The organism is Microbacterium sp. EYE_78, assembly GCF_023149035.1.
Classification (GTDB): Bacteria; Actinomycetota; Actinomycetes; order Actinomycetales; family Microbacteriaceae; genus Microbacterium.
The window spans coordinates 451907-473213 of the sequence record NZ_JAHXMY010000002.1 but is presented as its reverse complement, the minus strand read 5'-3'; the positions used below and the strand labels follow the sequence as shown (position 1 = coordinate 473213).

Annotated in this window: 21 protein-coding genes and 1 tRNA gene; 10 read left to right on the top strand and 12 right to left on the bottom strand. The window is 66.4% G+C overall.

Translation table 11 applies throughout. The annotated features are described in order from the left end of the window. Nucleotides 1-49 precede the first annotated feature (49 nt). The 3 genes from KZX17_RS09360 (at nt 50) to KZX17_RS09350 (ending at nt 1619) form a co-directional block, all read left to right on the top strand. A complete protein-coding gene (locus tag KZX17_RS09360) occupies nt 50-700 on the top strand; it encodes a hypothetical protein (protein ID WP_248172407.1) in 651 nt (216 codons plus the stop codon). A 154-nt stretch (nt 701-854) separates the two neighbouring features. Beyond that, nucleotides 855-1190 (top strand): hypothetical protein, encoded by a 336-nt coding sequence (locus tag KZX17_RS09355; protein ID WP_248172405.1) that lies wholly within the window; start codon nt 855-857, stop codon nt 1188-1190. 39 nt (nt 1191-1229) lie between these two features. Next, complete coding sequence (locus KZX17_RS09350) at nt 1230-1619, top strand: DUF2510 domain-containing protein (protein WP_248172403.1); 390 nt, start codon at nt 1230-1232, stop codon at nt 1617-1619. 1 nt (nt 1620) lies between these two features. Here KZX17_RS09350 and KZX17_RS09345 read toward each other — a convergent pair whose 3' ends face one another. Next, nucleotides 1621-2028, bottom strand: a complete 408-nt coding sequence (locus KZX17_RS09345) for a hypothetical protein (RefSeq protein ID WP_248172401.1) — start codon at nt 2026-2028, stop codon at nt 1621-1623. Nucleotides 2029-2060: 32 nt separating this feature from the next. Next, nucleotides 2061-2882: an SDR family NAD(P)-dependent oxidoreductase gene (locus KZX17_RS09340; protein WP_248172399.1), complete on the bottom strand. Its 822-nt coding sequence runs from the start codon at nt 2880-2882 to the stop codon at nt 2061-2063. Between the two features lie 134 nt (nt 2883-3016). Between KZX17_RS09340 and KZX17_RS09335 the strand changes: the two genes are divergently transcribed. Together KZX17_RS09335 and KZX17_RS09330 are read left to right on the top strand one after the other, a co-directional pair. Next, nucleotides 3017-3982 carry a helix-turn-helix domain-containing protein gene (locus KZX17_RS09335; RefSeq protein WP_248172397.1) on the top strand — a complete coding sequence of 322 codons (966 nt, stop codon included), beginning with the start codon at nt 3017-3019 and terminating at the stop codon, nt 3980-3982. Between the two features lie 87 nt (nt 3983-4069). Continuing rightward, nucleotides 4070-4906 (top strand): alpha/beta fold hydrolase, encoded by an 837-nt coding sequence (locus tag KZX17_RS09330; RefSeq protein WP_248172395.1) that lies wholly within the window; start codon nt 4070-4072, stop codon nt 4904-4906. Nucleotides 4907-4960: 54 nt separating this feature from the next. Here KZX17_RS09330 and KZX17_RS09325 read toward each other — a convergent pair whose 3' ends face one another. Further along, complete coding sequence (locus KZX17_RS09325) at nt 4961-5860, bottom strand: oxygenase MpaB family protein (RefSeq protein ID WP_248174775.1); 900 nt, start codon at nt 5858-5860, stop codon at nt 4961-4963. Between the two features lie 164 nt (nt 5861-6024). On the opposite strand from KZX17_RS09325, the gene KZX17_RS09320 reads away from it, so the two are divergent. Next, nucleotides 6025-6807, top strand: coding sequence for an SDR family NAD(P)-dependent oxidoreductase (locus tag KZX17_RS09320; protein WP_248174773.1), 783 nt, complete (start codon nt 6025-6027; stop codon nt 6805-6807). Between the two features lie 20 nt (nt 6808-6827). On the opposite strand, the gene KZX17_RS09315 is transcribed toward KZX17_RS09320, so the two are convergent. The 3 genes from KZX17_RS09315 to KZX17_RS09305 form a co-directional block, all read right to left on the bottom strand. Beyond that, nucleotides 6828-7769, bottom strand: a complete 942-nt coding sequence (locus KZX17_RS09315) for a hypothetical protein (RefSeq protein WP_248172394.1) — start codon at nt 7767-7769, stop codon at nt 6828-6830. 240 nt (nt 7770-8009) lie between these two features. Continuing rightward, entirely contained in the window at nt 8010-9323 is a 1314-nt protein-coding gene (locus KZX17_RS09310; RefSeq protein WP_248172392.1) for an HNH endonuclease signature motif containing protein, read from the bottom strand. Nucleotides 9324-9405: 82 nt separating this feature from the next. After that, entirely contained in the window at nt 9406-11766 is a 2361-nt protein-coding gene (locus KZX17_RS09305) for a glycoside hydrolase family 65 protein (protein ID WP_248172390.1), read from the bottom strand. A gap of 122 nt (nt 11767-11888) precedes the next feature. Here KZX17_RS09305 and KZX17_RS09300 point away from each other — a divergent pair, with 122 nt between their 5' ends. After that, entirely contained in the window at nt 11889-12512 is a 624-nt protein-coding gene (locus KZX17_RS09300; protein WP_248172389.1) for a cyclodeaminase/cyclohydrolase family protein, read from the top strand. A gap of 535 nt (nt 12513-13047) precedes the next feature. Then, on the top strand, nt 13048-13170 hold the full coding sequence (locus KZX17_RS09295; RefSeq protein WP_248172387.1) for an SHOCT domain-containing protein: 123 nt from the start codon (nt 13048-13050) through the stop codon (nt 13168-13170). Nucleotides 13171-13208: 38 nt separating this feature from the next. On the opposite strand, the gene KZX17_RS09290 is transcribed toward KZX17_RS09295, so the two are convergent. Further along, nucleotides 13209-13583: a hypothetical protein gene (locus KZX17_RS09290; protein WP_248172385.1), complete on the bottom strand. Its 375-nt coding sequence runs from the start codon at nt 13581-13583 to the stop codon at nt 13209-13211. 527 nt (nt 13584-14110) lie between these two features. On the opposite strand from KZX17_RS09290, the gene KZX17_RS09280 reads away from it, so the two are divergent. Next, nucleotides 14111-14911, top strand: a complete 801-nt coding sequence (locus KZX17_RS09280; protein ID WP_248172383.1) for a CBS domain-containing protein — start codon at nt 14111-14113, stop codon at nt 14909-14911. Between the two features lie 62 nt (nt 14912-14973). Here the strand turns inward: KZX17_RS09280 and KZX17_RS09275 are convergent, their stop codons facing one another. The 5 genes from KZX17_RS09275 to KZX17_RS09255 form a co-directional block, all read right to left on the bottom strand. Further along, on the bottom strand, nt 14974-15696 hold the full coding sequence (locus KZX17_RS09275) for a YidC/Oxa1 family membrane protein insertase (protein WP_248172377.1): 723 nt from the start codon (nt 15694-15696) through the stop codon (nt 14974-14976). Between the two features lie 84 nt (nt 15697-15780). Beyond that, nucleotides 15781-16050 carry a DUF6412 domain-containing protein gene (locus tag KZX17_RS09270; RefSeq protein ID WP_248172375.1) on the bottom strand — a complete coding sequence of 90 codons (270 nt, stop codon included), beginning with the start codon at nt 16048-16050 and terminating at the stop codon, nt 15781-15783. 279 nt (nt 16051-16329) lie between these two features. Then, on the bottom strand, nt 16330-18390 hold the full coding sequence (gene drt3b / locus KZX17_RS09265; protein WP_248172373.1) for an antiviral reverse transcriptase Drt3b: 2061 nt from the start codon (nt 18388-18390) through the stop codon (nt 16330-16332). Further along, complete coding sequence (gene drt3a / locus KZX17_RS09260) at nt 18372-19751, bottom strand: antiviral reverse transcriptase Drt3a (RefSeq protein WP_248172371.1); 1380 nt, start codon at nt 19749-19751, stop codon at nt 18372-18374. The genes drt3b and drt3a overlap by 19 nt, the downstream gene beginning before the upstream one ends. A gap of 614 nt (nt 19752-20365) precedes the next feature. Next, nucleotides 20366-20437, bottom strand: a tRNA-Arg gene (locus tag KZX17_RS09255). A 47-nt stretch (nt 20438-20484) separates the two neighbouring features. Between KZX17_RS09255 and KZX17_RS09250 the strand changes: the two genes are divergently transcribed. Next, entirely contained in the window at nt 20485-21300 is an 816-nt protein-coding gene (locus tag KZX17_RS09250) for an endo alpha-1,4 polygalactosaminidase (protein ID WP_248172368.1), read from the top strand. Nucleotides 21301-21307 lie beyond the last annotated feature (7 nt).

Here is a 21307-nt window from a genome sequence, read left to right as displayed (position 1 = left end):
GCCTCAAGGCGCCCTGGCGTCCGAGGTCAATCGGTCCTAACATCCGGCCATGAACTGGGGAGATTTGGGGACTTGGGACTGGGTGATCATCGCGAACATCGCGGGCGCGGTGGCCGCTGCTGCAACTGTCCTGACGGCACTTGCGCAGGCGGTTCGTTCGGGAGCCGCGTTCGCTCGTTATGAACGTTGGTCCCGGATCCGCCAAGACGCGACGGTCTTCTGGGAGAAACAACATGCGGAGGAGCGACGCCGGGTCTTCCTGGTCGAGTTCGTGGCTGCGTCTGATTCGCGTCCAGACCGAATGAGATACGTATTCGACAGCCTCTGCGGGATAGCCGGGCTTGCCCTCGCCATGTTCCTGAGCCAGATTCTCCTTCCCGAAAGCGTGAACGTGTGGGTGAACTTGCTCCTGATCGCTGTCATCCTGCTGACCGCTGTAAGCGTCTACTCGGTGCCGAAGAAGATCTTGGACGAGAAGCGCGAAGCAGTAAGAAGGGCAATGGGCTTCGACGTGGTGGCGCCGGCGAAGAAAGACGCTCCCACGCCTGCAGAGTTGGCCCGAGAGCTACGTCAGAACGACAACGGGAAGGCGATCTATGCGTTCCTTCAACTGAACTACCCCGACCACAAGCGTGGATCGCGCTGGAACCTTGCGCCCGAACAAGTCCGTCGCGTGAGAGAGGCATTCACCCCGAAGTGACGGGCGGCGAGTCGTGTTGAGTTGCCTGCCGCACGACTCCGACGTGGTCGACGTGACCGAGACGCTGCGGCGGCACCTCGAGCTGCTGACGACGGTGGAGCTCGGCGAGGCGTGAGCCCGCGGTAGCGTGATCCCGAACACGGACGGGGGAACCATGTCAGACGATGGGCAGTCGACTCGACCCGAGAGCGCCCCGCGCCAGTGGGACGGCGAGAAGTGGGTGCGTGTGCCGCAGCCGAAGGCGCCGGCGGGCGGACTGTCGATCGCGGCGCTCGTCGTGGGGATCGCCGCGTTCGTGACCGGCCTCATCCCGTGGGTCGGCCTGCTGCTCGGCCTGACCGCGTTCTCGCTCGGCGTCTACGCGCTGACGCGCAAGCAGTCGAAGGTCCTCTCCCTCATCGGTGGCTCGCTCGGTGCGGTGGCCGCGGTCACCGGCCTGATCACGACGATCGCGCTGACCACGTGGATCATGGGCGGCGGCACCGCTTGAGGCTTCTCGCCGCGGCATCCACCCCGCTACGGTGACGGCATGAGCGATGCTGCTGAGGGTTGGTACGACGACGGTTCGGGCACGATGCGGTGGTGGGACGGCACCGCGTGGACGGAGCGGACGCAGTCGCCTCCTCCCCCGCAGTCCGGGCTTTCGGGGTACATCGCGCAGGCGCAGGCCGATGCGGCCTCGGGTGGGCAGCCGCGGCAGGCGCCGGCCGGCATGAGCTACGTCGTGCTGCAGGTGGTGCTCAAGGAGCGGATGTGGGGCAGCGGGTCGAACAACCTCATCGAGCTCGAGGCCGCGATCAACAACCAGGCGGCGCTCGGCTACCGGCTGCACACCATCTCGACGTCGTCGTCGACGAGCACCGGCTTCGGCGGCGGCGACCGCATCCAGGCGACGATGGTGTTCGAGAAGCTGGTCTGACCTAGACGAGCTCGCCAGCGGGCATCGCGAGCTCGCCGTAGCCCATCGCGATGCAGAACGAGAGCACCGCGAGCACGATCGTGACGGGGACCATCGTGAACCGCTCGGGTCGGCTGCGCGAGATGGCGTTCATGAGGATGCCGAGCACGAAGTACGCGAAGACGACCCACATGCCGACCACGGCGACACCGTCGGGGACGACGTCGATGGCGCGGACGCGGTCCCACGCGAGGACCGCGATAAGTGCGTAGATGACGATCGAGAGGAGGCTGCCGATGCGCAGCCGCGCCGGCAGCACCCGGTGCTGACCGCCCCACGCGAAGTGCCCCAGCGGGGCGCCGAGGGCGAGGGCGATCTGGAGAACCGCGATGAGTGCGAGGACGATGGTGAGCGCGAGCGCGAAGGGCACGCGCTCAGGCTAGCGGGGCGGATGCCGGTGGCTCAGGCGAGCGCGACCATCTCGGCGCTGCGGTCCCACAGCTCGCGCGCGAGTCGCTCGTCGGTGCCGAGCTTGTGTGTCTTCGTGACGCGGTCGTTCTCGTAGTAGGCGCCGGGCAGCCAGTCGGTGCCGGGGGTGCCGTCGGCGAGGAACACGAGCCGCTTGCCGCCCTCGTCGGTCGTCGTGAGCAGCCACTTCGCGAGGGGGTTGTGGTACATCCAGCGAAACGGCCCGGTGGTGTTGCCGGCGAACCCGGTCGCGACGACGCCCGGGTGGAACGCCGCCGCGGAGATGCCCTCGCCGCCCCAGCGGCGCTGCAGTTCGCGCGTGAAGAGCACGTTCGCGAGCTTCGCGTTGCCGTAGGCGACGCGGCCGGAGTAGCGGCCCGCACCATTGAGATCGGCGATGTCGAAGCGCGAGAAGATGCGTGCGGCCGCGCTGGAGGTCTGGATGACGGATGCCTCACTCTCGACCAGCCGCTCGTGCAGCAGATTCGTCAGCAGGAACGGCCCGAGGTGGTTGACCTGGAACGTCTGCTCGAACCCGTCGGTGGTGAGCTTTCGGGGTCCGAAGATGCCGCCGGCGTTGTTCGCGAGCACGTCGATGCGCGGGTAGGCCGTGAGCAGTTCGTCAGCGAGGCGGCGCACCTGCGCGAGGTCCGCGAAGTCGGCGAGGTGGTGCGGCATCCCGAGCTCGTCGGCGACGGCGCGCGTCTTCTCGGGCGAGCGTCCGACGAGGACGACGCGGTGGCCTTTGGCGACGAGCTGGCGGGATGCCGCGGCGCCGATCCCGTCGCTGGCGCCGGTGATGACGATGGTTCGCATCAGGCGAGTGTCACACCGTTCGCGGTGTCCGTGCGGGCTCTTGACGACTGTGTCGTGGTGTGGCCGCGGGATCCTGGCGTCGGCGACCCGAACCCGTAACACGCCGCGTAACATCCCGGTGCCAAGATGATCCGGTGGTTGCAGAACGATCGAGCGCAGACAAGAGCGCGCTCGCAAGCTTCCTCCGCGCGCGTCGCGCCGGTCTGACGCCGGATGCCGTCGGCATCCCTCCTGAACCGCGTCGACGCGTGCGCGGACTGCGGCGCGAAGAGGTCGCGCGGCTGGCGGGCATCAGTGCCGAGTACTACCGGCGGCTCGAGCAGGGCAGCGGACACCAGATGTCGCTGCAGGTCTGCAACTCGCTGGCCCGCGCGCTGCGCCTCGACCGTGCCGGCACGGCGTATCTGCAGCGTCTCGCGCTGCCCGATTCGGAGGCGCCGTTCGAGGTGCATCGCGGTGAGGATCCGCCGGTCGACCTCGTGCAGCTGATCACGCACTGGGATCACACGGCCGCGTACATCATCGACCGCAACCAGGACATCGTGGTCGTCAACGACCTCATCCGCGCGGTGGCGCCGGGGTACATGGAGGTCGGCAACAACCTGGTGCTCATGCAGTTCGAGGCGCCGCCCGAGCTACGTGCGCTGGCGTCGTGGCAGGAGGGCGCACGCTCCTCGGTGTCGCGGGTGCGCTACTACGGCAATCCGTCGGATCCGCGCTGGCAGGAGATCACCGGACTCCTGCTCGACGACGACGATTTCCGCGACCTGTGGGAGCAGCACGAGGCGCTGCCGCTGACCTCGGGCGTCGCGCCGAACTACTTTCCCGAGCACGGCTGGGTCGACACGAAGTGGCAAATCCTCGAGGCGCATCCGGGCCTCTACACCGTCATCTGCTACGGCGTGCCGGGCAGTGTCGGCGAGCGCGCCCTAATCAACCTGCAGACCGCGCTGCGGAGCGGCACGATGACGCTCCCGGGTGCCGAGACGTCGACACCGACGTCCGCGAGCAGGCTGGCGCGGTACCGCGGCACGGGTCCCGGTGGCGCCGCGCGTGAGCGGATGCCGGTGGACGCCGTGGCCCCCACGACAGCGGCGTAGCCGGGTACTGAGAGGGCCACGACGCCGGCAGGGAACGCGCTTAGCGTGGGGGCATCCACTCCGCCTCACGACTCTGGAGACACACCCATGCCCTTCATCACCACCGACGACGGCGCCGAGATCTACTTCAGGGACTGGGGCGACAAGAACGCCCAGCCGATCGTCTTCCACCACGGGTGGCCGCTGTCGTCCGACGACTGGGACGCGCAGATGCTGTACTTCCTCGGCAAGGGGTTCCGCGTCGTGGCGAGTGACCGCCGCGGTCACGGCCGGTCGTCGCAGATCGGCACCGGGCACGACATGGACCACTACGCGAGCGACGTGAGCGCGGTCGTCGAGCACCTCGACCTGCAGAACGCGATCCACATCGGGCACTCGACCGGCGGTGGGCAGGTCGCCCGGTACGTCGCGAAGTACGGCGAGCCGCAGGGTCGCGTGGCGAAGGCGGTGCTGGTCGCCGCGGTGCCGCCGCTCATGCTGCAGACCGACTGGAACACCGAGGGGACGCCGCTGTCGGTGTTCGACGGGTTCCGTGAGGCGCTCGCGGCGAATCGTGCCGAGTTCTTCGAGGCCGTGGCATCCGGTCCGTTCTACGGGTTCAACCGCGAGGGCGTCGAGCCGTCGCAGCCGGTGATCGACAACTGGTGGCGGCAGGGAATGACGGGCAGCGCGCTGGCGCACTACGAGGGCATCACGGCGTTCAGCGAGACGGATCAGCGCGAGGACCTCGCGGCGATCACGGTGCCGGTGCTCGTGATCCAGGGCGATGACGACCAGGTGGTGCCGTACAAGGCGGCGGCGCTGCAGCAGGCCGAGCTGCTGCAGAACGCGACGCTGAAGATCTACGAGGGCCTCCCCCACGGCATGCTGACGACCCACGCGGATGCGCTGAACCCCGACATCCTGGCGTTCATCCAGAGCTGACGGATGCCGCGCGGCGTGGCCCTGGGGGTGGTCACGCCGCGTGCGGCCCCGGCGCTACAGCCCGAGCCGCCGCAGGCGCAGCCGCGCCATGTCCTGCGCGCGCGGCCCGGACCCCAGCGCCCGCTCGGTCACGCGCAGGATGAGCCGGGTCGCCGTCTTCACCGGCAGCCACGAGCGGCGCAGCCCCAGCATCCGTCGTATCCGCGGCGGGAAGGTCGCGACCGCTGCGGCGAACAGCACGCGGTAGGCGACGCCCATCATCCCGGTGAACGGCGGCTTCTTGAGGAACCGGACGACGTCGTCGACGCGCTCGTCGCGGCGCAGCTCGCCGCGGTCGAGGAAGCCGTCGATCTCGGCGCGCAGGGCAGCTTCGGTCGTCGGCGGGTCGGGCACACGCATGAGGCGCCCGGCGGTGGCCCAGTCGGCGACGTATGCGTCCGGTCCGCCGGGGATCGCGCCGCCGTACGCCTGGTGGCTGCGCAGGAACGCGTCGGTGAAGGCGAGGTGCACCCAGCGCACGAGGTCGGTCTGCTCGGCGGTGTAGGTGCGGGCGGAGCCGTCGCCGGCGACGTACTCGCCCTGCACGCGGCGGTGGAAGCGGCCGACGCGGGCCGTCTCGGCATCCGCTTGTTCGGTTGAGCCGTAGGTGAGGGTGATGACCCAGCGGACGGTGCCGGTGAGGCGGCCGATCGGGTCGTCGCGGTAGCGCGACCAGTCGTGCACGCCGGCGAGGGCGCCCGGGTGGAGGGCCTGCAGGAGCAGGGCGCGAATGCCGGCGACGAGGGTTCCCATGCCGGCGTGGACGGTCCAGGCGGGGCCGTTCTCGGCGAAGTGTCCGGCGTCGTCGCCGTCGGCGAGCGCGCGGACGTAGGGAGCCATCCCGGTCGGGTCGCCGGCGAGGGCGGTGAGCACGCGGGCACGGACGCGGGACACGAACGAGCCTGGTGCGGACATCACCCTTCCAGCGTGCCACCGCCCCGGCGGGACGGGGCCGATCAGCGGACCCCGGAGGGCGAGGACGCGGCATCCATCCTGCAGGTCGGAATGCGGGGTGGGTCGCGCCGCGTTCGTCTGGGAGCATCGACGACATCGGGAGAGGACGATTCATGTCTGAGGGACTGACGCTGGACCTGAGCGGCAAGACCGCGGTGGTGACCGGCTCGACGCAGGGCATCGGGCTCGCGATCGCGAAGCGCCTGGCCGAGGCGGGCGCGGACGTGGTGATCAACGGCCGCAACGACGAGCGCGTGTCGCAGGCCGTCGAGTCGCTGCGCGGGCTCGCGGTGCGGGGCGTCGCCGCGGACGTGACGACCGCCGAGGGTGCGCAGGCGCTGGTGGATGCCGCGGGTGCCGTCGACATCCTCGTCAACAACCTCGGCGTGTTCGGTTCGACGCCGGCGCTCGAGATCAGCGATGAGGAGTGGCGGCGGTTCTTCGAGGTGAACGTGCTGAGCGCGGCGCGGCTGACGCGGCTCGTGCTGCCCGAGATGACGGACCGCGGCTGGGGTCGCGTGCTGAACATCGCGAGCGATTCAGCGATCGTCATCCCCGAGGAGATGATCCACTACGGCGCATCGAAGAGCGCGCTGCTCGCGGTGTCGCGGGGGTTCGCGAAGGCTGCAGCGGGGACGGGCGTGACGGTGAACGCCGTGATCGCCGGGCCGACGCACACCGAGGGCGTCGAGGACTTCGTCTACGAGATGGTCGACCGGTCGCTCGACTGGGATGCCGCGCAGCGCGAGTTCATGCGCACTGCGCGTCCGCAGTCGCTGATCGGCCGGCTTATCGAGCCCGAGGAGATCGCGAACATGGTCGTGTACCTCGCGTCGCCGCTGGCGTCGGCGACGACCGGGGGCGCGCTGCGAGTCGACGGCGGGTACGTGGACAGCATCCTGCCCTGAGGCCCGACGTTGCGCGGGTGCTAACGCCGCGATCTGACTCGATCGATGGCGATCTCCACCAGGATCGTGATCGCGGTGCCGATCAGCACGCCCGCCATGAGCAACAGGCCCTGGAGCCATGCCCGGCTGTCAGGATCCACCCATCTCGCGAACCCCGGCGAGATCCCGTCCCGGGCGCCGAAACCTGCTGCCCCGGTGTCCAGTTGGGAAAAGACCGTCCCTCCGTACTCCGACGCCCCGAGCTGAAGCAACGGCTGGACTGTGAACGAGTTCGGCTCTGCATCTTCGGGTCGCTCGACCGGTCCGTCAGTGCGCCCCTGCGGATGCACATACGCTATCTCCTCCTTCGGGCCGGCATCCATCGATACGCGTAGACGCGACGCGGTACCGATTCGTTCGCTGCCCGGGATGCCGAGTTCGTACGGAAAGTCCGGTCTCGACAGCGACATCTGCGGAGTGTTCGCGACATGTTCGCCCGCCTGCGTGGTGGACCACAGACCGACCGTCGGGCCGAAATGGGCTGCAACGCCACCCGCACTTGTGTCTTCGCCTGTTCGGAATCGCAAGACATCCGTAGCGACGTCGGGAGTTGGCGATTCCGCGTCGCAAGCGCTCTCCAGTCCCGTCTGCGCGATCAGATCCACGCGATCGTTCGAGTAATTCGCGAATCGCGCGTCGCATGACAGCGCGACGTAGATGTCGGCCACGTCGCTGATGACGTCCTCATCGGCACCTGCGCGCACCCGCAGTACGACTTCACCTGAGGTCTGCACCCTCCAGTCGATGCTCACCCGTACGTCTGGTTCAGCGATCCACGCGTATACGGTCGACGTGTAGTCGATCCCTTTGCCAGACGGGACGGCAGTGGCAGCCCGCGCGCACCACACGCCGGCGCACATCAATACGGCAGCAATCAAGAACACCGTGACCGTCCCCGATCGTGACAGTGCGCCGGCGGCCATCCGAGTCCCCGTTCACCACGGAGCCCTTGCCCCAATGCTCAGGCTCGCTCAATTCGTAGCACCTGTGAGGCGCCCTGACCATACGCAGGCGGCGCGGCGTCGGCGACGGAGATGCCGTCAGCTCGCTGCGTGGTCGACCGTCTCGGCGCGCGTACTGCACAGTGCCCGATAAGGCCTCCGTCACGCCCGCTCCAAATCGTGCCCCGCTCCCTCGACCGCGAAAGCTCGGAACGGCGAAGCTCAGAACGGCGCCGGATCGTGGGTGTGCGGTTCCCGCGTGGCAGGGGTGAAGGCGACGGCCGGTGTGGGTGCGTCTTCGCGGTAGATCCTGCCGAGGGGTGAGGTCCATTCCAGGACACCACCCCCGAGTTGTCGGACCCTCCAAGCCGTGAATTGCTTCATCGAATGATGCCGCTGGCACAGGTGGGCCAGGTTCGACCGCTCGGTGCGCCCGCCGAGGGCGCGGTCGTGCGTGTGGTCGATCTCGGAGCGGATCGCGGCGACGCGGCATCCGGGGAATCGGCAGTGCTGGTCGCGGGCGCGCAGGTGACGCCGCAGCGGATGCGGCACCCGGTAGGTGTCGACGGCGAGCACCGTGTCGGTGATGGGGTCGGTAACGAGGCGCTCCCATGAGGGCGTGTCGCCGGCGAGGCGCCTGGCGGTGGCCGCGTCGATCGGCGTACGCCCGACGAGGTCGCAGGGCACCTCGGCGCCAGCGAGCGCGAGTGCGGGGACGACGACCTGCACGTGGGCCCGGATCGCACCGAGCGGGCCGGCGGTGGTGTCGCGGGTGTCGTCGAGGGCCGGGGTGCCGGCGAGCAGGAGGTCGGCGAACACGTCGGCGCGGACCTGGTCGGTGGTGCGGCCGTCGGTGTCGACGATCTCACTGGAGCGCTCGGTCCGCGTGTCGATGATGGCGCGGGCCTGGCGGGTGAGCCGGTCGTGGATCCCCTCGGCGATGACAGTGGGGAGCGTCGCGACGAGGTCGCTCATGCCGTCGCGCCCGGGGATGAGGTGCACGGCGCGGCGGGCCGCGGCATCCTGGTGTCGTTCGGTGAAGGTGCGCGGGTGCATCCGCAACGCGAGCATCTCGATCTCGGCGCGCACGCGGTTGGGGGTGTCGCGACGGCAGCGCTGGATCGCGACGGCCTCGAACGGGAGGCGGATGTCAGCAGGGAGGTCGGCGCCCGCCTCGACGATGAGGTCGACGTGGCCGCGCGTGATGATCCCGGCGCGCCAGGCCTCGAGAGAGGCGGCGTAGTCCTCGACGATGGTGCGCGCCTGGGTGATGCGGCGCTGCACGGTGCGGTCGGTGAGCCGCATCACGCCGCCCAGTTCGGCCGCGATCGCGCGCAGAGCCATGTCGTGCGCCTGTACACGCGCGGGCGAATCAGCGGCCTGCTTCTCGGCGAGCTCGCCCGCGCGGGCGAGGACCTGCAGCTGCACGATCTGCGCCTGGGTGAGGAGCTTCTCGGCCATGACCGCCTCGTGCGCGATGTCGGCGAGGGGCGCGAGTCGCTCCCGCGTGCCGATCGTGCCGTGCCAGCTGGTCATACCCCCATTCTGGTGAGGGCCTCCGACATCGGTTCGGATGCCGGGTCAACAACGGGCGAGCGAGATCAGGACGCACCGAGCGTCACTCCGCGAGCGCCTCCGCGAACGGCCGCGGCTCGCGGCCCTTCGGCTGGGTCGGGCGCTCCCCCGGGTCCGGCAGCGGCGGTGTCGGCATCGTCACGTCTGCGCCGGACGTCAGCTCCACCGGCTCGCCGAAGTGCCGGATCGTCAGCGGCGCGCCGGCGCTGATGCGATAGGTCGTGGCATCCGACGTGATCTCGAGACGCAGGGTCCGGCCGTGCCGGCGGATGCCGAACGCGAGACCGGTCAGCTGCTCCGGCAGCCGAGGGGCGAACCGCAGTCCGTCGGCCGTGTCGCGCATGCCGCCGAAGCCGGCGACGAGCGCCGTCCAGATGCCGCCGAGCGACGCGATGTGCAGGCCGTCCTCGGCGTTGCCGTGCAGGTCGTCGAGGTCGATCGTCGCGGCTTCGGCGAGGTAGTCGGCGGCGAGCCCGAGGTGCCCGACCTCGGCGGCGACCACCGCCTGGATCGCCGCCGACAGCGACGAGTCACGCACGGTCAGCGCCTCGTAGTAGCGGAACGCCCGCGCCTTCTCGTCTGCCGTGAACGCGTCGGTGCAGAAGAACAGGGCGAGCACGAGGTCGGCCTGCTTGAGCACCTGTTTGCGGTAGAGCTGCACGTACGGGTAGCGCTCCTGCAGCAGCTCGTCGCCGGGGGTGTCGGTCTCGAAGTCCCACCGTTCCAGTTCGGTGAACCGCGCCGCCTGCGGGTGCACGCCGCGTTCCTCGTCGTAGGGCACGTGCATCGCGCCCGCGGTGCGCACCCACTCGCCGATCTCGCCGTCGTCGACCCCGAGAGTGCGAGCGAGATCCGGATGCCGGCGCGCGGCATCCGCGGCGGCGTCGAGGTTCGCGCGCGCCATGAGGTTCGTGAAGACGTTGTCGTCGTAGAGGGCGGTGTACTCGTCGGGGCCGGTGACGCCGTCGATGTGGAAACGACCGTCGGCGTCGGTGCGGCCGAGCGACTGCCAGAGGCGGGCTGTCTCGACGAGGATCTCCAGGCCGGCGTCGCGTTCGAAATCGACGTCGCCGGTGGCGCGGACGTAGTGGACGACGGCGGCCGCGATGTCGGCGTTGATGTGGAACGCGGCGGTGCTGGCGGGCCAGTAGCCCGACGACTCGCGTCCGTCGATGGTGCGCCACGCGAACGCCGCACCCTGCAGGTGCAGCTGGCGCGCGCGGTCGCGGGCGTGGTCGAGGGTGGTGTGGCGCCAGCGGAGCGCTTCCCTCGCGGCATCCGGTGCGGTCGCGGTGAGGACAGGCAGAACGTAGGCCTCGACATCCCAGAACGTGTGGCCCGCGTAGCCGGCGCCGGTGAGCCCCTTGCCGGGGACGGAGCGCTGCTCGGTACGCGCGGCGGCCTGGAACACCGAGAACAGCGCGAACCGCACCGCCTGCTGCAGGCGGGGCTGCCCGTCGATGCGGACGTCGGCGCAGGTCCAGAAGTCGTCGAGCCGTTCGCGCTGCGCGGCGGCGAGGCCCTCCCAGCCGTCCCGCATCGCGTCGGCGACGGCGGCTTCGGCGCGGTCGCGCAGCGCAGGCGCCGAGATCCCGAGGGCCCATGCATGCCCGACGACCTTGACGACCTCGACTCGTTCGCCGGGGGCGAGGCGGGCGCGGATGGTGGTGCGGGCGAGGTCGTCGGATGCCGCGGTGCGCACCTCGGCGTTCGCGCCCGACACGAGGTGATCCATGCTGACGGCGACGCCGATCCCGCTGCTGCGAGTCTCGTGGACGAGGGTCGCGGCGCTGCCGAAGACGAAGCTGCCCGCGCTGTGCAGCGGGGTCTCGAGGATGTCCTGCACGCGCGGATCGGGGTGCGGCTCGGGCAGCGGTTCATTCGCGACCAGCTCGGACTGGACGGTGATCGCGACCGGGCCGTCGACGGCTTCAACCTCGTACCGGACGGCGGCGACCGAGCGGTGGGCGAGCGATACGAGGCGGGTCGAGCGGATGCGGACGGTGCTGCCTGCGGGCGAAGTCCAGGTGAGCGTGCGCTCGAGGATGCCGGCGCGGAAGTCGAGGTGCTGTTCGTGGTCGTGGAGGGTGCCTTCGCGGATGTCGAGGGGTTCGTCGCCGACGGTGAGGCGGATGACCTGGCCGTTGGGCACGTTGATGACGCTCTGCCCCGACTCGGGGTACCCATAGCCGCCTTCGGCGTAGGGCATCGGATGCTCCTCGAAGACGCCGTTGAGGTAGCTGCCCGGCACGCCGTGGGGCTCCCCCTCGTCGAGCAGCCCGCGCCACCCGATGTGCCCGTTGGAGAGGGCGAAGACGGACTCGCGGTGCGGCAGGCGATCGACATCGACGCCGGTGAGGCCGATACCCCAAGGCGTGACGTCGAAGGGCAGAGGGCGGGTCATGATGTCACGGTAGGGCACGGTGTCTTTTCGCCTCGAAGGGTTGCAGCGGGCGACCGTGGACGTATGCTCGCCGGCCCCTACCGCGGCTTCTTCACCAGGGGCGCCCCGGGTAGCGTCGTCGCATGGCCAGCGATGACATCGACCCCACCGAGACGCCGCTCGCAGAATGGGTGAACCGTCTCGCCCAGGCGAAGGGTGCGCCGGGCGGCGGGGCCGCCTGTGGCGTGATGACGGGCATCGCCGCGGGGCTGCTGGGGATGGTGGCGGCCTATACCGCCAACGACGTCGAGGCTCGACAGGCTGAGCAGCGACTGAGCCGCACGCGGCGCCAGGCGATGAAGGTCGCCGAGGAGGACGGCGTCCGGTCCACGGCTTTCGGGGCGGCTCTCGCGATGGACCAGGGTCCCGACCGCGAGCGGGCGGTCCGGGAGGCGACGGTCGATGCCGTCGCGTCGGCACTGGACGTCGGCCGGGTCGCGGCATCCCTTCTGGAGGAGGTCCGACTGCTGTCCGACATCGGCAATCCGCACGTCGAGGCGGATCTGCGCGTTGCGGTGGAGGCTCTGCGGGCGGCGCTCGAGGGTACGAACCACACGGCGCGAGCCAATCTCGACCTCTTGGCCAAGCATCGGACAGCCGACGACCAGCTCGACCCGAAGGTCGCGGCTTTCGAACGGGACCTCGTCGACCTCGCCGCGAAGCGAGCGGAGTGCACTTTCATCGCGGCGGGCTGGTCATCCGAGTGAACCAGTAGCCGGGGTGCGACGACCCGACGACCAATCCTGCGCGGGATAGTTTCGTCCTGACGCGCACCGCTCCTGCGCAGCGACGCCGTCCAGTTGATCAAGGGAGAAAACAGGTGGGCAAAGCAGAGAAGCTAGTAGAGCAGGCCCGAGCGCATCTAGAGCCCGGCGAGCAAATCGCCGCCGCTGTCATGGGCGCCTACGAAGTCAAGATCATGGGCAACGACAGCATTCGCAATGGCGTCCTCATTGCAACCGACCGGCGAATCGTCTTCTACGCGAAACGACTTGGTGGGTTCGACTTGGTGGGTTCGACTTGGAGTCGTTCCCATACGGCAACATCTCGTCCTTCGAGCATGGGAAGACGATGATGGGGCACCACGTCAACCTCTTCGCGTCCGGAAACAACGTTCACGTGAAGTGGCTGCAGCCGGCGGAGGATTTTACGAGGGTGATCGACCACGTGAAGCGAGCTATGAGCAGCAAACACCAGCCGTTCCCGCCGCAAGCTCCCGAAACCGGTCACAACGCACCTCGTGTGCCCGCGCAACCTAACGACGCCCTCGAGACCCTTCGAAAGCTCGGCGAACTCCGCGACGCGGGGGTCGTCACTCCGGCGGAGTTCGAACTGAAGAAGGCGGAGCTCCTCGCCCGGTTGTGACGGATGGACCGCGCCGATCATGCGCTCCGCTCTACTGCTCACCCGTACACCCGTCTGCGCACCAACCGCTGCCCTAGCGTCCATGTCACCGTCGTCAGCCGGTAGATCCCCGCCGCGAGCGGTACGAACAGCGCCACGACCGCGGTTATGAACTGCATTGCTCGGAGCATCGCCACCGGAACGCCCGGCATCCCCTCGACGGGCGTGATCCGAAACGCCCGCCGTGTGATCTCCCCCACCGCCGCAATCGCGAGCACGAGGCATCCGATCACCAGCCCGGTCGCGAGGCCGGCGGTGCCGGTCGTGACGGCGTGGAGCAGGCTCGTGCCGAGCGGAACGCCGAGCGGAACGCCGAGCGGGGTCTGCGACAGCAGCTCGTTGGTGTGCCCGGCGAGGTTCGGGTGGATGAACACGGAGTACAGCAGGCCGACGATCGGCGCCTGGATGTGGATCGGCAGATCGCGAACATGGTCGTATACCTCGCGTCACCGCCGGCGTCAGCGACGACCGGTGGCGCGCTGCGGGTTGACGGCCGGTATATGGACCGCATCTTGCCGTGAGGCAGGAGCCTGGTTGCGGTTGCGCGGTCTGATCCTCGGAGGCGCGCAGAGGACATCGATCGCAGGTGGATATGGCATCGCAGACTTGGCTAGGTTGTCCCCAGGGGCACACACGCCGGACCAAAGATGGATGCTGGTGATCTTCGATTATGTGTGCACGGGGGAATATGACAAACGCAACACCACGGACCGATTCGCTTCATTCGCTTGCCAGGTCAGGCGATCTCATCACCGTCCGAGAGCTAATTTCGTTATGGGGAGCAAAGGGCCGTGGATCCGCGGTCCGGGAGGAAGTATCAACTTCCATACGTTCTCTCGGCCTCGCAACTGAGCCGCCATTCACCTACGGCACACTCGACACCCTTGTAAGGATTGTGAGTTTGGAAGATGCGCAGGCTGCGCGGCAGAGGACCGCAGAGTCCGAGCGACCGAGCGCCACGAAGGAATCCTCGCTGGCAGAAGATGAGGTCGACACGCTTCACGTCGGACAGATCCCGTCCGCACTAGCGGGCATCACATCGGTTGAGCCTGGGACGCCAATCGAGCATGCTCAGACTTTGATGATCAAGCACGACTACTCACAGCTCCCCGTTATGAAGGAGACGTTGGTAGGTGTCGTCAGCTGGGAGAGCATTGCCCAGGCCTCGCTCCAAAAGAAGGTCTCTTCCGTTGATGACTGCATGGTCACACCGGTGACCGTTGCCCAGGACGCCGATCTTCTCGCGAGCATTGAACTGATCGTCAGTGCTGATTACGTCATAGTCCTCGGCCCGGATGCCGCACCGACGGGAATCGTCACCACGGCCGACCTGGCCGGGCAATTCGACCGGGTTGCGAGGCCGTTCCTGACGATCGGCGAATGCGAGCGAGAACTCCGGCGACTCCTTGATCGCCACTTCGATAAGGACACGCTCCATGCCGCGACCAAATACAAGAAGAAGGAGAAACGTGGCGCAGCCGCCATGACAATCGGCGACATCAAACACTTCGTAGATCGCGCTGAGAACTGGAAAGCACTCGGCCTGAGACTTTCGAGGGAAGCGTTCGTGGAATGGGTAGATCTAGTGCGTCAGCTCCGGAACGAGATTGCCCATTTCAATCAAGACGAAGACTCGATGATGATGCTTGATCAAGTAAGCAACCTGACCAAGTTCCTTCGCACCTTGAAGCCCGTTAGCTGAGGCAACAGCAACGAGCGCATACTCACGAGCAGCCAGCCCTCGTCGAGCAGTCAGCAGCCGTCTCACCCGTAAACCCGCCTGAGCACGAGCCGCTGCCCCAGCGTCCACGTCACCGTCGTCAGCAGGTAGATCCCCGCCGCGAGCGGCACGAACACCGCCACCACCGCGGTCATGAACTGCAGAGCCCCGAGCATCGCCACCGGAACCCCCGGCACCCTTTCCGCCGGCGTGATCCGAAACGCCCGCCGTGTGATCTCCCCCACCGTCGCGATCGCGAGCACGAGGCATCCGATCACCAGCCAGGTCGCGAGGCCGGCGGTTCCGGTCGACACGGCGTGGACCAGGCTCGTCCCGAGCGGAACGCCGAGCAGCGTCTGCGACAGCAGCTCGTTGGCGTGCCCGGCGAGGTTCGGGTGGATGAACACGGAGTACAGCAGGCCGACGATCGGCGCCTGGACGAGGATCGGCAGGCAGCTGGCGAACGGCGACACGTTCTCGGAGCGGTAGAGCTCCATCGTCTCGCGTTGCAGGCGTTCCCGGTCGCCGCGGTATCGGGTCTGGATCTCGCGCAGCCGCGGCGCGAGCCGCATCCGTGCCTGGTCTGCTCTGGCTTGAGCGATGCCGGCGGGGATCAGCGCTGCCCGCACCACGAGGGTCACGAGCACGATGGCGAGCGCGCCGGCGAACGCTCCCGTCCAGGGGGTGAGGAGCGAGGTCAGGCCGAGGAGGCCGCGGGAGGTGAGGTCGAGCAGGGTGGAGATGACAGGCAGGGTGGTGATGTCCACGGGGTTCCGTTCGTCGGAGCGATCAGGGTCGGCTGATCGGCCGCGAAGGGATGCCGGGGCACACGGTGCCCGGACGGTTCGACGCTACGCGGCCGCAGTCACCTGACCGGGCCCGCGACGGCGGACGTGTCCCGTCGCATCGGGGTCGCTCTGCGCGAGCGGCGCCGTGAGTTCGATACGGCGGGTGGGATGCGGGGTGGAGCCGCGGGTGGCTGCGTGGCGCGTGGTCGCGAGGAGCGCGAGTGTGAGGACGGCAAGCGCGAGCAGTGCGACGGTGAGAGCGGCTCCGCTCATCGAGGGATCGACGACGAGTCCGAGGACCTCGAGCACGACATGCAAGAAGTCTTGGATCATGCTCGCCTCCCCTGCTCGTCGCGCCGTGTGAATGTCAGGCTAATGGATGCCGCGTCTCAGCCGAGCTTGACCAAGTTGACACTACGGTTCCACAGCACGCGACGGTGGAAGCTTTCGGAGAGGCCTTCGTGCCTGGCCGCCCCGAAGATAGAGCGCCCGCGAGCGCGGGCCCCCCGATCGGGATCTAGAGGGAAGTGGTGGGGGTTCGATGGCGCTCGCCCCCATGCGCCCGTGTGTGATGGAAGTCGAAAGACCCCGATTCGCGCCATGGCTGCTACATCAGTATACGGATTGTGCCGACTTTAGTAGCAGCCGCTCGTAGTAGTTCTCGCTTGCGTTCCAGGAGAACATTGAGGGATCGCGTCGACTCCGCGTCATGCGACGAACCGCATCTCTCGAATAGCCATCACCCATCGCTTTAGCGATCTGCGCTGGGGTCGCACCGGGGAACGTTGGCAAGCTGAGTAGCAGTAATGCGCGAGCCGTCTCTCCGTCGCGGCTTTGCATCCCGTACTCGATCAGCCTTTGGGCGCGGTCCAGGAGCTGAGTCTTCATTGGGCTCAGACTCTCAGGATCCATGAATCGGCGCAGCATGGTGAGAACCCCAAACGCGTCCAGATCCTCAATGCTCCGCCCCCGTCGCTCTAGTAGCGATAGCAAGATCGTTTCCGGTATCTCAGGCTCCACAAAGAGTAGGCAGTCAATCAGGAGCAGAGTGTGCGCCCCGAATGATGCTTCATCGTGAACGGCCGTCAGCTGGGCGACGAGTTCGCGTCGGACGCGATCCCGGAACTGAAGCTTGTCGAGCGCTCCAAACCCTCCGACTTCGAGTTCTCCCATCGAAGCCGCCACCATACGAGTCAGCTTGACGCTGTGCGACACCGACGGTGCACCTGAGTAGATGAAGAGGCCCACGTCGAGAACCGCGATGAGGTAGTTGACGAACTGGCGTCGAGCTGCATCGATGACGCCCGGGTCTTCATTCCGGATAGCTTCGTCCAGTTGCTTCCGAAACCGCCGAACCGTCTTGTCTCGTCGTCGTCCAAGCTCGTAAAGGTAGGAGTTAGCGAGCTCGCCGTGCTCGAGACCTGTGTCAATCAACAGCGCCTTGTAATCCAGGATGGCCTTGCGCGATGAAAAAAAGAGGGTCCCCGCAGCCTGCGGAACCTGGCCAGCGCTCTCGTAGACAGTGCGACGCTTGAGATCCTCACGGATACGCACCTTGGCGACAGACATATGCGATTGGAGGGGTGTATCAAAGTGGCGCTGCTTCTGTTCATTGAGATGCAACTTGAACGAAGCCAGTTGAGTTGCGATGATCTCCTCCGCTACGAGCGCCTTGTGGGGGTCGGCCAAGAACACGAAGTAGTCATCCACATACCGCATGATTTCGTAATGCGAGCCCCGAACGAGATCTACGTTTGCCATCTCTCTTTCTACTCGAACATCTACCTCTTGAAGAATTATTTCGGCGAACACGCGGGACAATTCAGGGCCGATGATTATCCCGCTTGTCTCCGCATAATTCAGGTACTGCATCAAATGGTCGAACCGGCCACCGAAAGTATTCTTTGTCTCGCGCTGCATATGCTTACTTGCGTATATTCCGTTAGTTACCCAGGAGACCGTGTGGGTGTAAACGCTGTCAAAGCACTTTGCCACATCAGCCCGCATGAGATGCGGAAACTTGCGCTCGCAAGCTTGGAACTCAGGCGACGAGTAGAAGCGGTTGATGTTGTTGTACTTGCGATAACTGAAGTACGAAGACACGTGTTCGTACTCGAGATCTGACTGCTCGAACCCGTACGATTCGCGATCCCAGGGACCATCGAACACTGACTCGGGTCTTACTTGAACGCGAGCGACCCTGTGCGGATGCCGAATAGAGAAGCCGCTGCGATTTGTGTAATACAGGATGGAATCGCGGTTTTCGTGGACGAAAGATGCCATCTGCAGCATCGAGTGCGGGTGGGGCACCGACAGAACGCGAGACTTCCCATTGTTCCTCCGCGACCGGAACTTGAACGGATACCGCAGATCGCACTTCGTCCCGCCGTCAGTGAGTCGGAATTCTCGGCGACCGCCGCGGAGTGTGCCGGCACCGAGTTTGATCGGATCAAAGATGAGCGCAAGCCACTGCTTTTCCGCCAGTCCCAATCGGGAATCAAGAACAGAGAACTGATGAGCCCCTATCCACGTGAACTTGAGACCCCGCAGAAACCTATACAGTCGCGTCACGTCGAAAGGTATCGGCACCTCGTAAGGCAGGATCTCCGATGTAAGGGCGCGGAGGGGATCCCGGGTTGCCCTCGAATGACCCATCAGGATACCCCGTCCCACACACTAACGATTTGTTCCACTCGCTTCTGAGAGAAGCGCAGGAACGGCCGGCTCGTAAACATATTCACAAACGAGATCTCCCCCATCCTCTCACGCATCCTGGCAGGCATCTTGGACGCATGCTGAACCATAAAGGCCTCTAGGAATTGGTCCAGTTCAACGAGTTCCGCACCGCCGTCGTCGAGCGCGCTGTTCGAGAAATAGAGTCCGATCGCCACGTTGCTCTTCGAGTTGAGGAGCCTGGTGTTTCCTGCGAGGTAACGAATGCGATCGAGAAGCATCCCGTTGTGCCCGTGGTTCGGCCAAACCGCGTTCGGAGCCGATGCCAACCACGCCTCCAGCGCGAGTTCGAGCCGCCGTACGCGCCGAGCTTTTCGCCTATCCGTGAGCCCCGTGCGAAGTTTCCCGTCGATCCTCGCGAACGTGTACCCCAGATACTCCACAACCGTCCCGGTTGGGTAGTCACCCTTCCCATCAGCGACGACGTTGTACGTCTTCGTCGTATTTGGTTTCAGTTGGAGACCCGTCAGCGTCCTCAGCACCGAATCCTTGACCTGCGAGAGAGCCTGAGCGCTGTCGGTCACGATGACGACGTCGTCCACGTATCTCGCGTAGAACAGCACGCCAGGGTGAGTTTTGAGGATCGAGTCGAAGTCGGTCATGTACAACTCGGCGAGGTGGGAACTCATCCCTACCCCGCGCGGCAGTCCCGACTTCACCCCGGTCACTGCTTCGAACTCAACGAGCAACTGTCGCGTGAGACCCATGCTCACGCTGTCGAGGTTCGAGAACCTCGACAGCCGTTCTAGAAGAGCCGAGTGAGGAATTGACTCGAAGAAGGCCTCGATATCGAGCTTCATCACCGCGTGTTCGTACGACTTTTCGAGAGCTGACTGGAGCGCGCGGACGATGCTGTTGCGACTTGAAACGGTGACAGATGCCGTGGCCCGGATTGATTCCGCTGCCTGCTTCGCTGGGTAGAAGACGTCAAGAGACCGGTCAATTTGATAGGTGGCTTTGCCTCCCACAACTGGACCAACTGTGAGCCCGAACCTGAACTCGTCGCGCGTGAGCTTCTCTTCGAACGAGACAAGCGCACCTCGCAAGGCAGACTCAACTGCTTGATCGCGGCTGGCTCTCAACTGCAGTCTCAACGCGCGATACTCGTCGCGAAGCGTGACGCGGGCGGGATCCGCACGGTCATGATTCGCGGCCGCCGCAAAAAACTGCTTGCGTGCTATCCGCATCGCTCGCGTCGCACGTCCGACTGCGGGATCCAGCCGGCTGATGTCCTTGCCTCGTCGGTTCTCCCGCTCGGCAAGCTGAACGAAGCTGCGAAGTGTATAAGGTGCCGCGTCCACGCTGTTGTTCAACTCCGTATCGCGCTGAGCCGACCGGCCAGCTCCCGTGATCGAGGCGCCCGCTAAGCAACCGGCACACCCAGGTTCGTAACAAAACAGTAGCCGCACCGAGCAGCAGGATTCGTTTGCCACTGCCGCTGGCGCGGACTCGAACATCGACTGCCAGACGTCGGCTTATTTGCGGCCTTGAACTCGACCTATAGACAAAAGCTAGCGAGAATCACGGCAGCGAGGAAGCGAGCAAAATTCGCCTGGGCGAGTACGAGTGCGCGGCTGCGCGCGGCGCGGCAAGCGATATGCCGCAGTCTCGCCCCGGGGACCGAGAGCTAGATCGATGGAGCACTCGGACCGACCTCTTCGAGGACTATCTGGACGACGTCGCGACGCGACCAAACCACGCCATGCCGTTGGTTGCGCTGCCGCCTGGATCTCAGACGCGGTAGGCCCGACCTCAGTACTGGTGAGCAGATTGATCGAAGCTTCCGCTGTGCCCGAAACTCGCTACCCGTCGCGCCATGACGCTCGACCAAGCCGCCTGAAGGTCACATAACGCCGACAAAAACCCCATTTGCCTGATCGCGCCTAGACAAGTTCTTGGTCAGACCAATCCAGAGTGCCCCTGGAGGGACTCGAACCCCCAACCGTTTCCTTAGGACGGAACTGCTCTTCCATTGAGCTACAGAGGCTGGCCCGTCGAGTCTACCGATCCCCCGGCGTCCGATAGGTTCGCGACATGACCGTCCGGCGCGCACTTCCCCTGCTCGCCTCGACCGCGTTGCTCCTCACCGGATGCGCCGGCCAGTCGCAGCCTCCGCACGACCCGCCCGCCGGACCGCAGCTGCCGCCCGTCGGCGCCCAGCTCGACTATCAGCTCGGCGGCGCCTACGACCCAACCAAAGGTGTCGAGATCGTGGCTCGCGACCGGACCGCAGCATCCGTCAATGACCTCTACTCCGTCTGCTACGTCAACGGCTTCCAGACGCAGCCGGGCGAGCTCGACACCTGGCCCGACGACCTCCTGCTCCGCGATGACGACGACGAGCCGGTCATCGACCCGGACTGGCCGGACGAGGTCATCCTCGACACCCGCAAGGCGGACGAGATCGCGAAGATCGTCGGGCCGTGGATCCGCGATTGCGCATCCGACGGGTTCGACGCCGTCGAGTTCGACAACCTCGACACCTACACCCGCACCGACGGCGCCCTCAGCCGCGACGACGCGCTCAACCTCGCGACCTTGCTCGTCGACACCGCGCACGACGTCGGACTCGCGGCCGGGCAGAAGAACGCCGCCGAGGATGCCTCCCTCCTTCACTCGCGCGCCGGCTTCGACTTCGCCGTCGTCGAGGAGTGCGCGGCCTACGAGGAGTGCTCCGCCTACACCGAGGTCTACGGAGATCACGTCCTCGCCATCGAGTACGCCGACAACCTCCCCCGCCCGTGGGACGAGGTCTGCGCCGACCCGGACACACCGGCATCCGTTGTGCTGCGTGATCGGGATCTCGTCACGCCGGACGATCCGGCGTATGTGTTCGAGACCTGCGAGTGAGAGACGA

Bases quoted from the DNA above. Each gene is read 5' to 3' on its own strand.
- KZX17_RS09250 (WP_248172368.1), top strand. From the start codon at position 20,485: ATGACCGTCCGGCGCGCACTTCCCCTGCTCGCCTCGACCGCGTTGCTC.
- KZX17_RS09355 (WP_248172405.1), top strand. From the start codon at position 855: ATGTCAGACGATGGGCAGTCGACTCGACCCGAGAGCGCCCCGCGCCAG.
- KZX17_RS09325 (WP_248174775.1), bottom strand. From the start codon at position 5,860: ATGTCCGCACCAGGCTCGTTCGTGTCCCGCGTCCGTGCCCGCGTGCTC.
- KZX17_RS09300 (WP_248172389.1), top strand. From the start codon at position 11,889: ATGGCCAGCGATGACATCGACCCCACCGAGACGCCGCTCGCAGAATGG.
- KZX17_RS09340 (WP_248172399.1), bottom strand. From the start codon at position 2,882: ATGCGAACCATCGTCATCACCGGCGCCAGCGACGGGATCGGCGCCGCG.
- KZX17_RS09315 (WP_248172394.1), bottom strand. From the start codon at position 7,769: ATGGCCGCCGGCGCACTGTCACGATCGGGGACGGTCACGGTGTTCTTG.
- KZX17_RS09305 (WP_248172390.1), bottom strand. From the start codon at position 11,766: ATGACCCGCCCTCTGCCCTTCGACGTCACGCCTTGGGGTATCGGCCTC.
- KZX17_RS09270 (WP_248172375.1), bottom strand. From the start codon at position 16,050: ATGATCCAAGACTTCTTGCATGTCGTGCTCGAGGTCCTCGGACTCGTC.
- KZX17_RS09330 (WP_248172395.1), top strand. From the start codon at position 4,070: ATGCCCTTCATCACCACCGACGACGGCGCCGAGATCTACTTCAGGGAC.
- KZX17_RS09310 (WP_248172392.1), bottom strand. From the start codon at position 9,323: ATGACCAGCTGGCACGGCACGATCGGCACGCGGGAGCGACTCGCGCCC.
- KZX17_RS09360 (WP_248172407.1), top strand. From the start codon at position 50: ATGAACTGGGGAGATTTGGGGACTTGGGACTGGGTGATCATCGCGAAC.
- KZX17_RS09350 (WP_248172403.1), top strand. From the start codon at position 1,230: ATGAGCGATGCTGCTGAGGGTTGGTACGACGACGGTTCGGGCACGATG.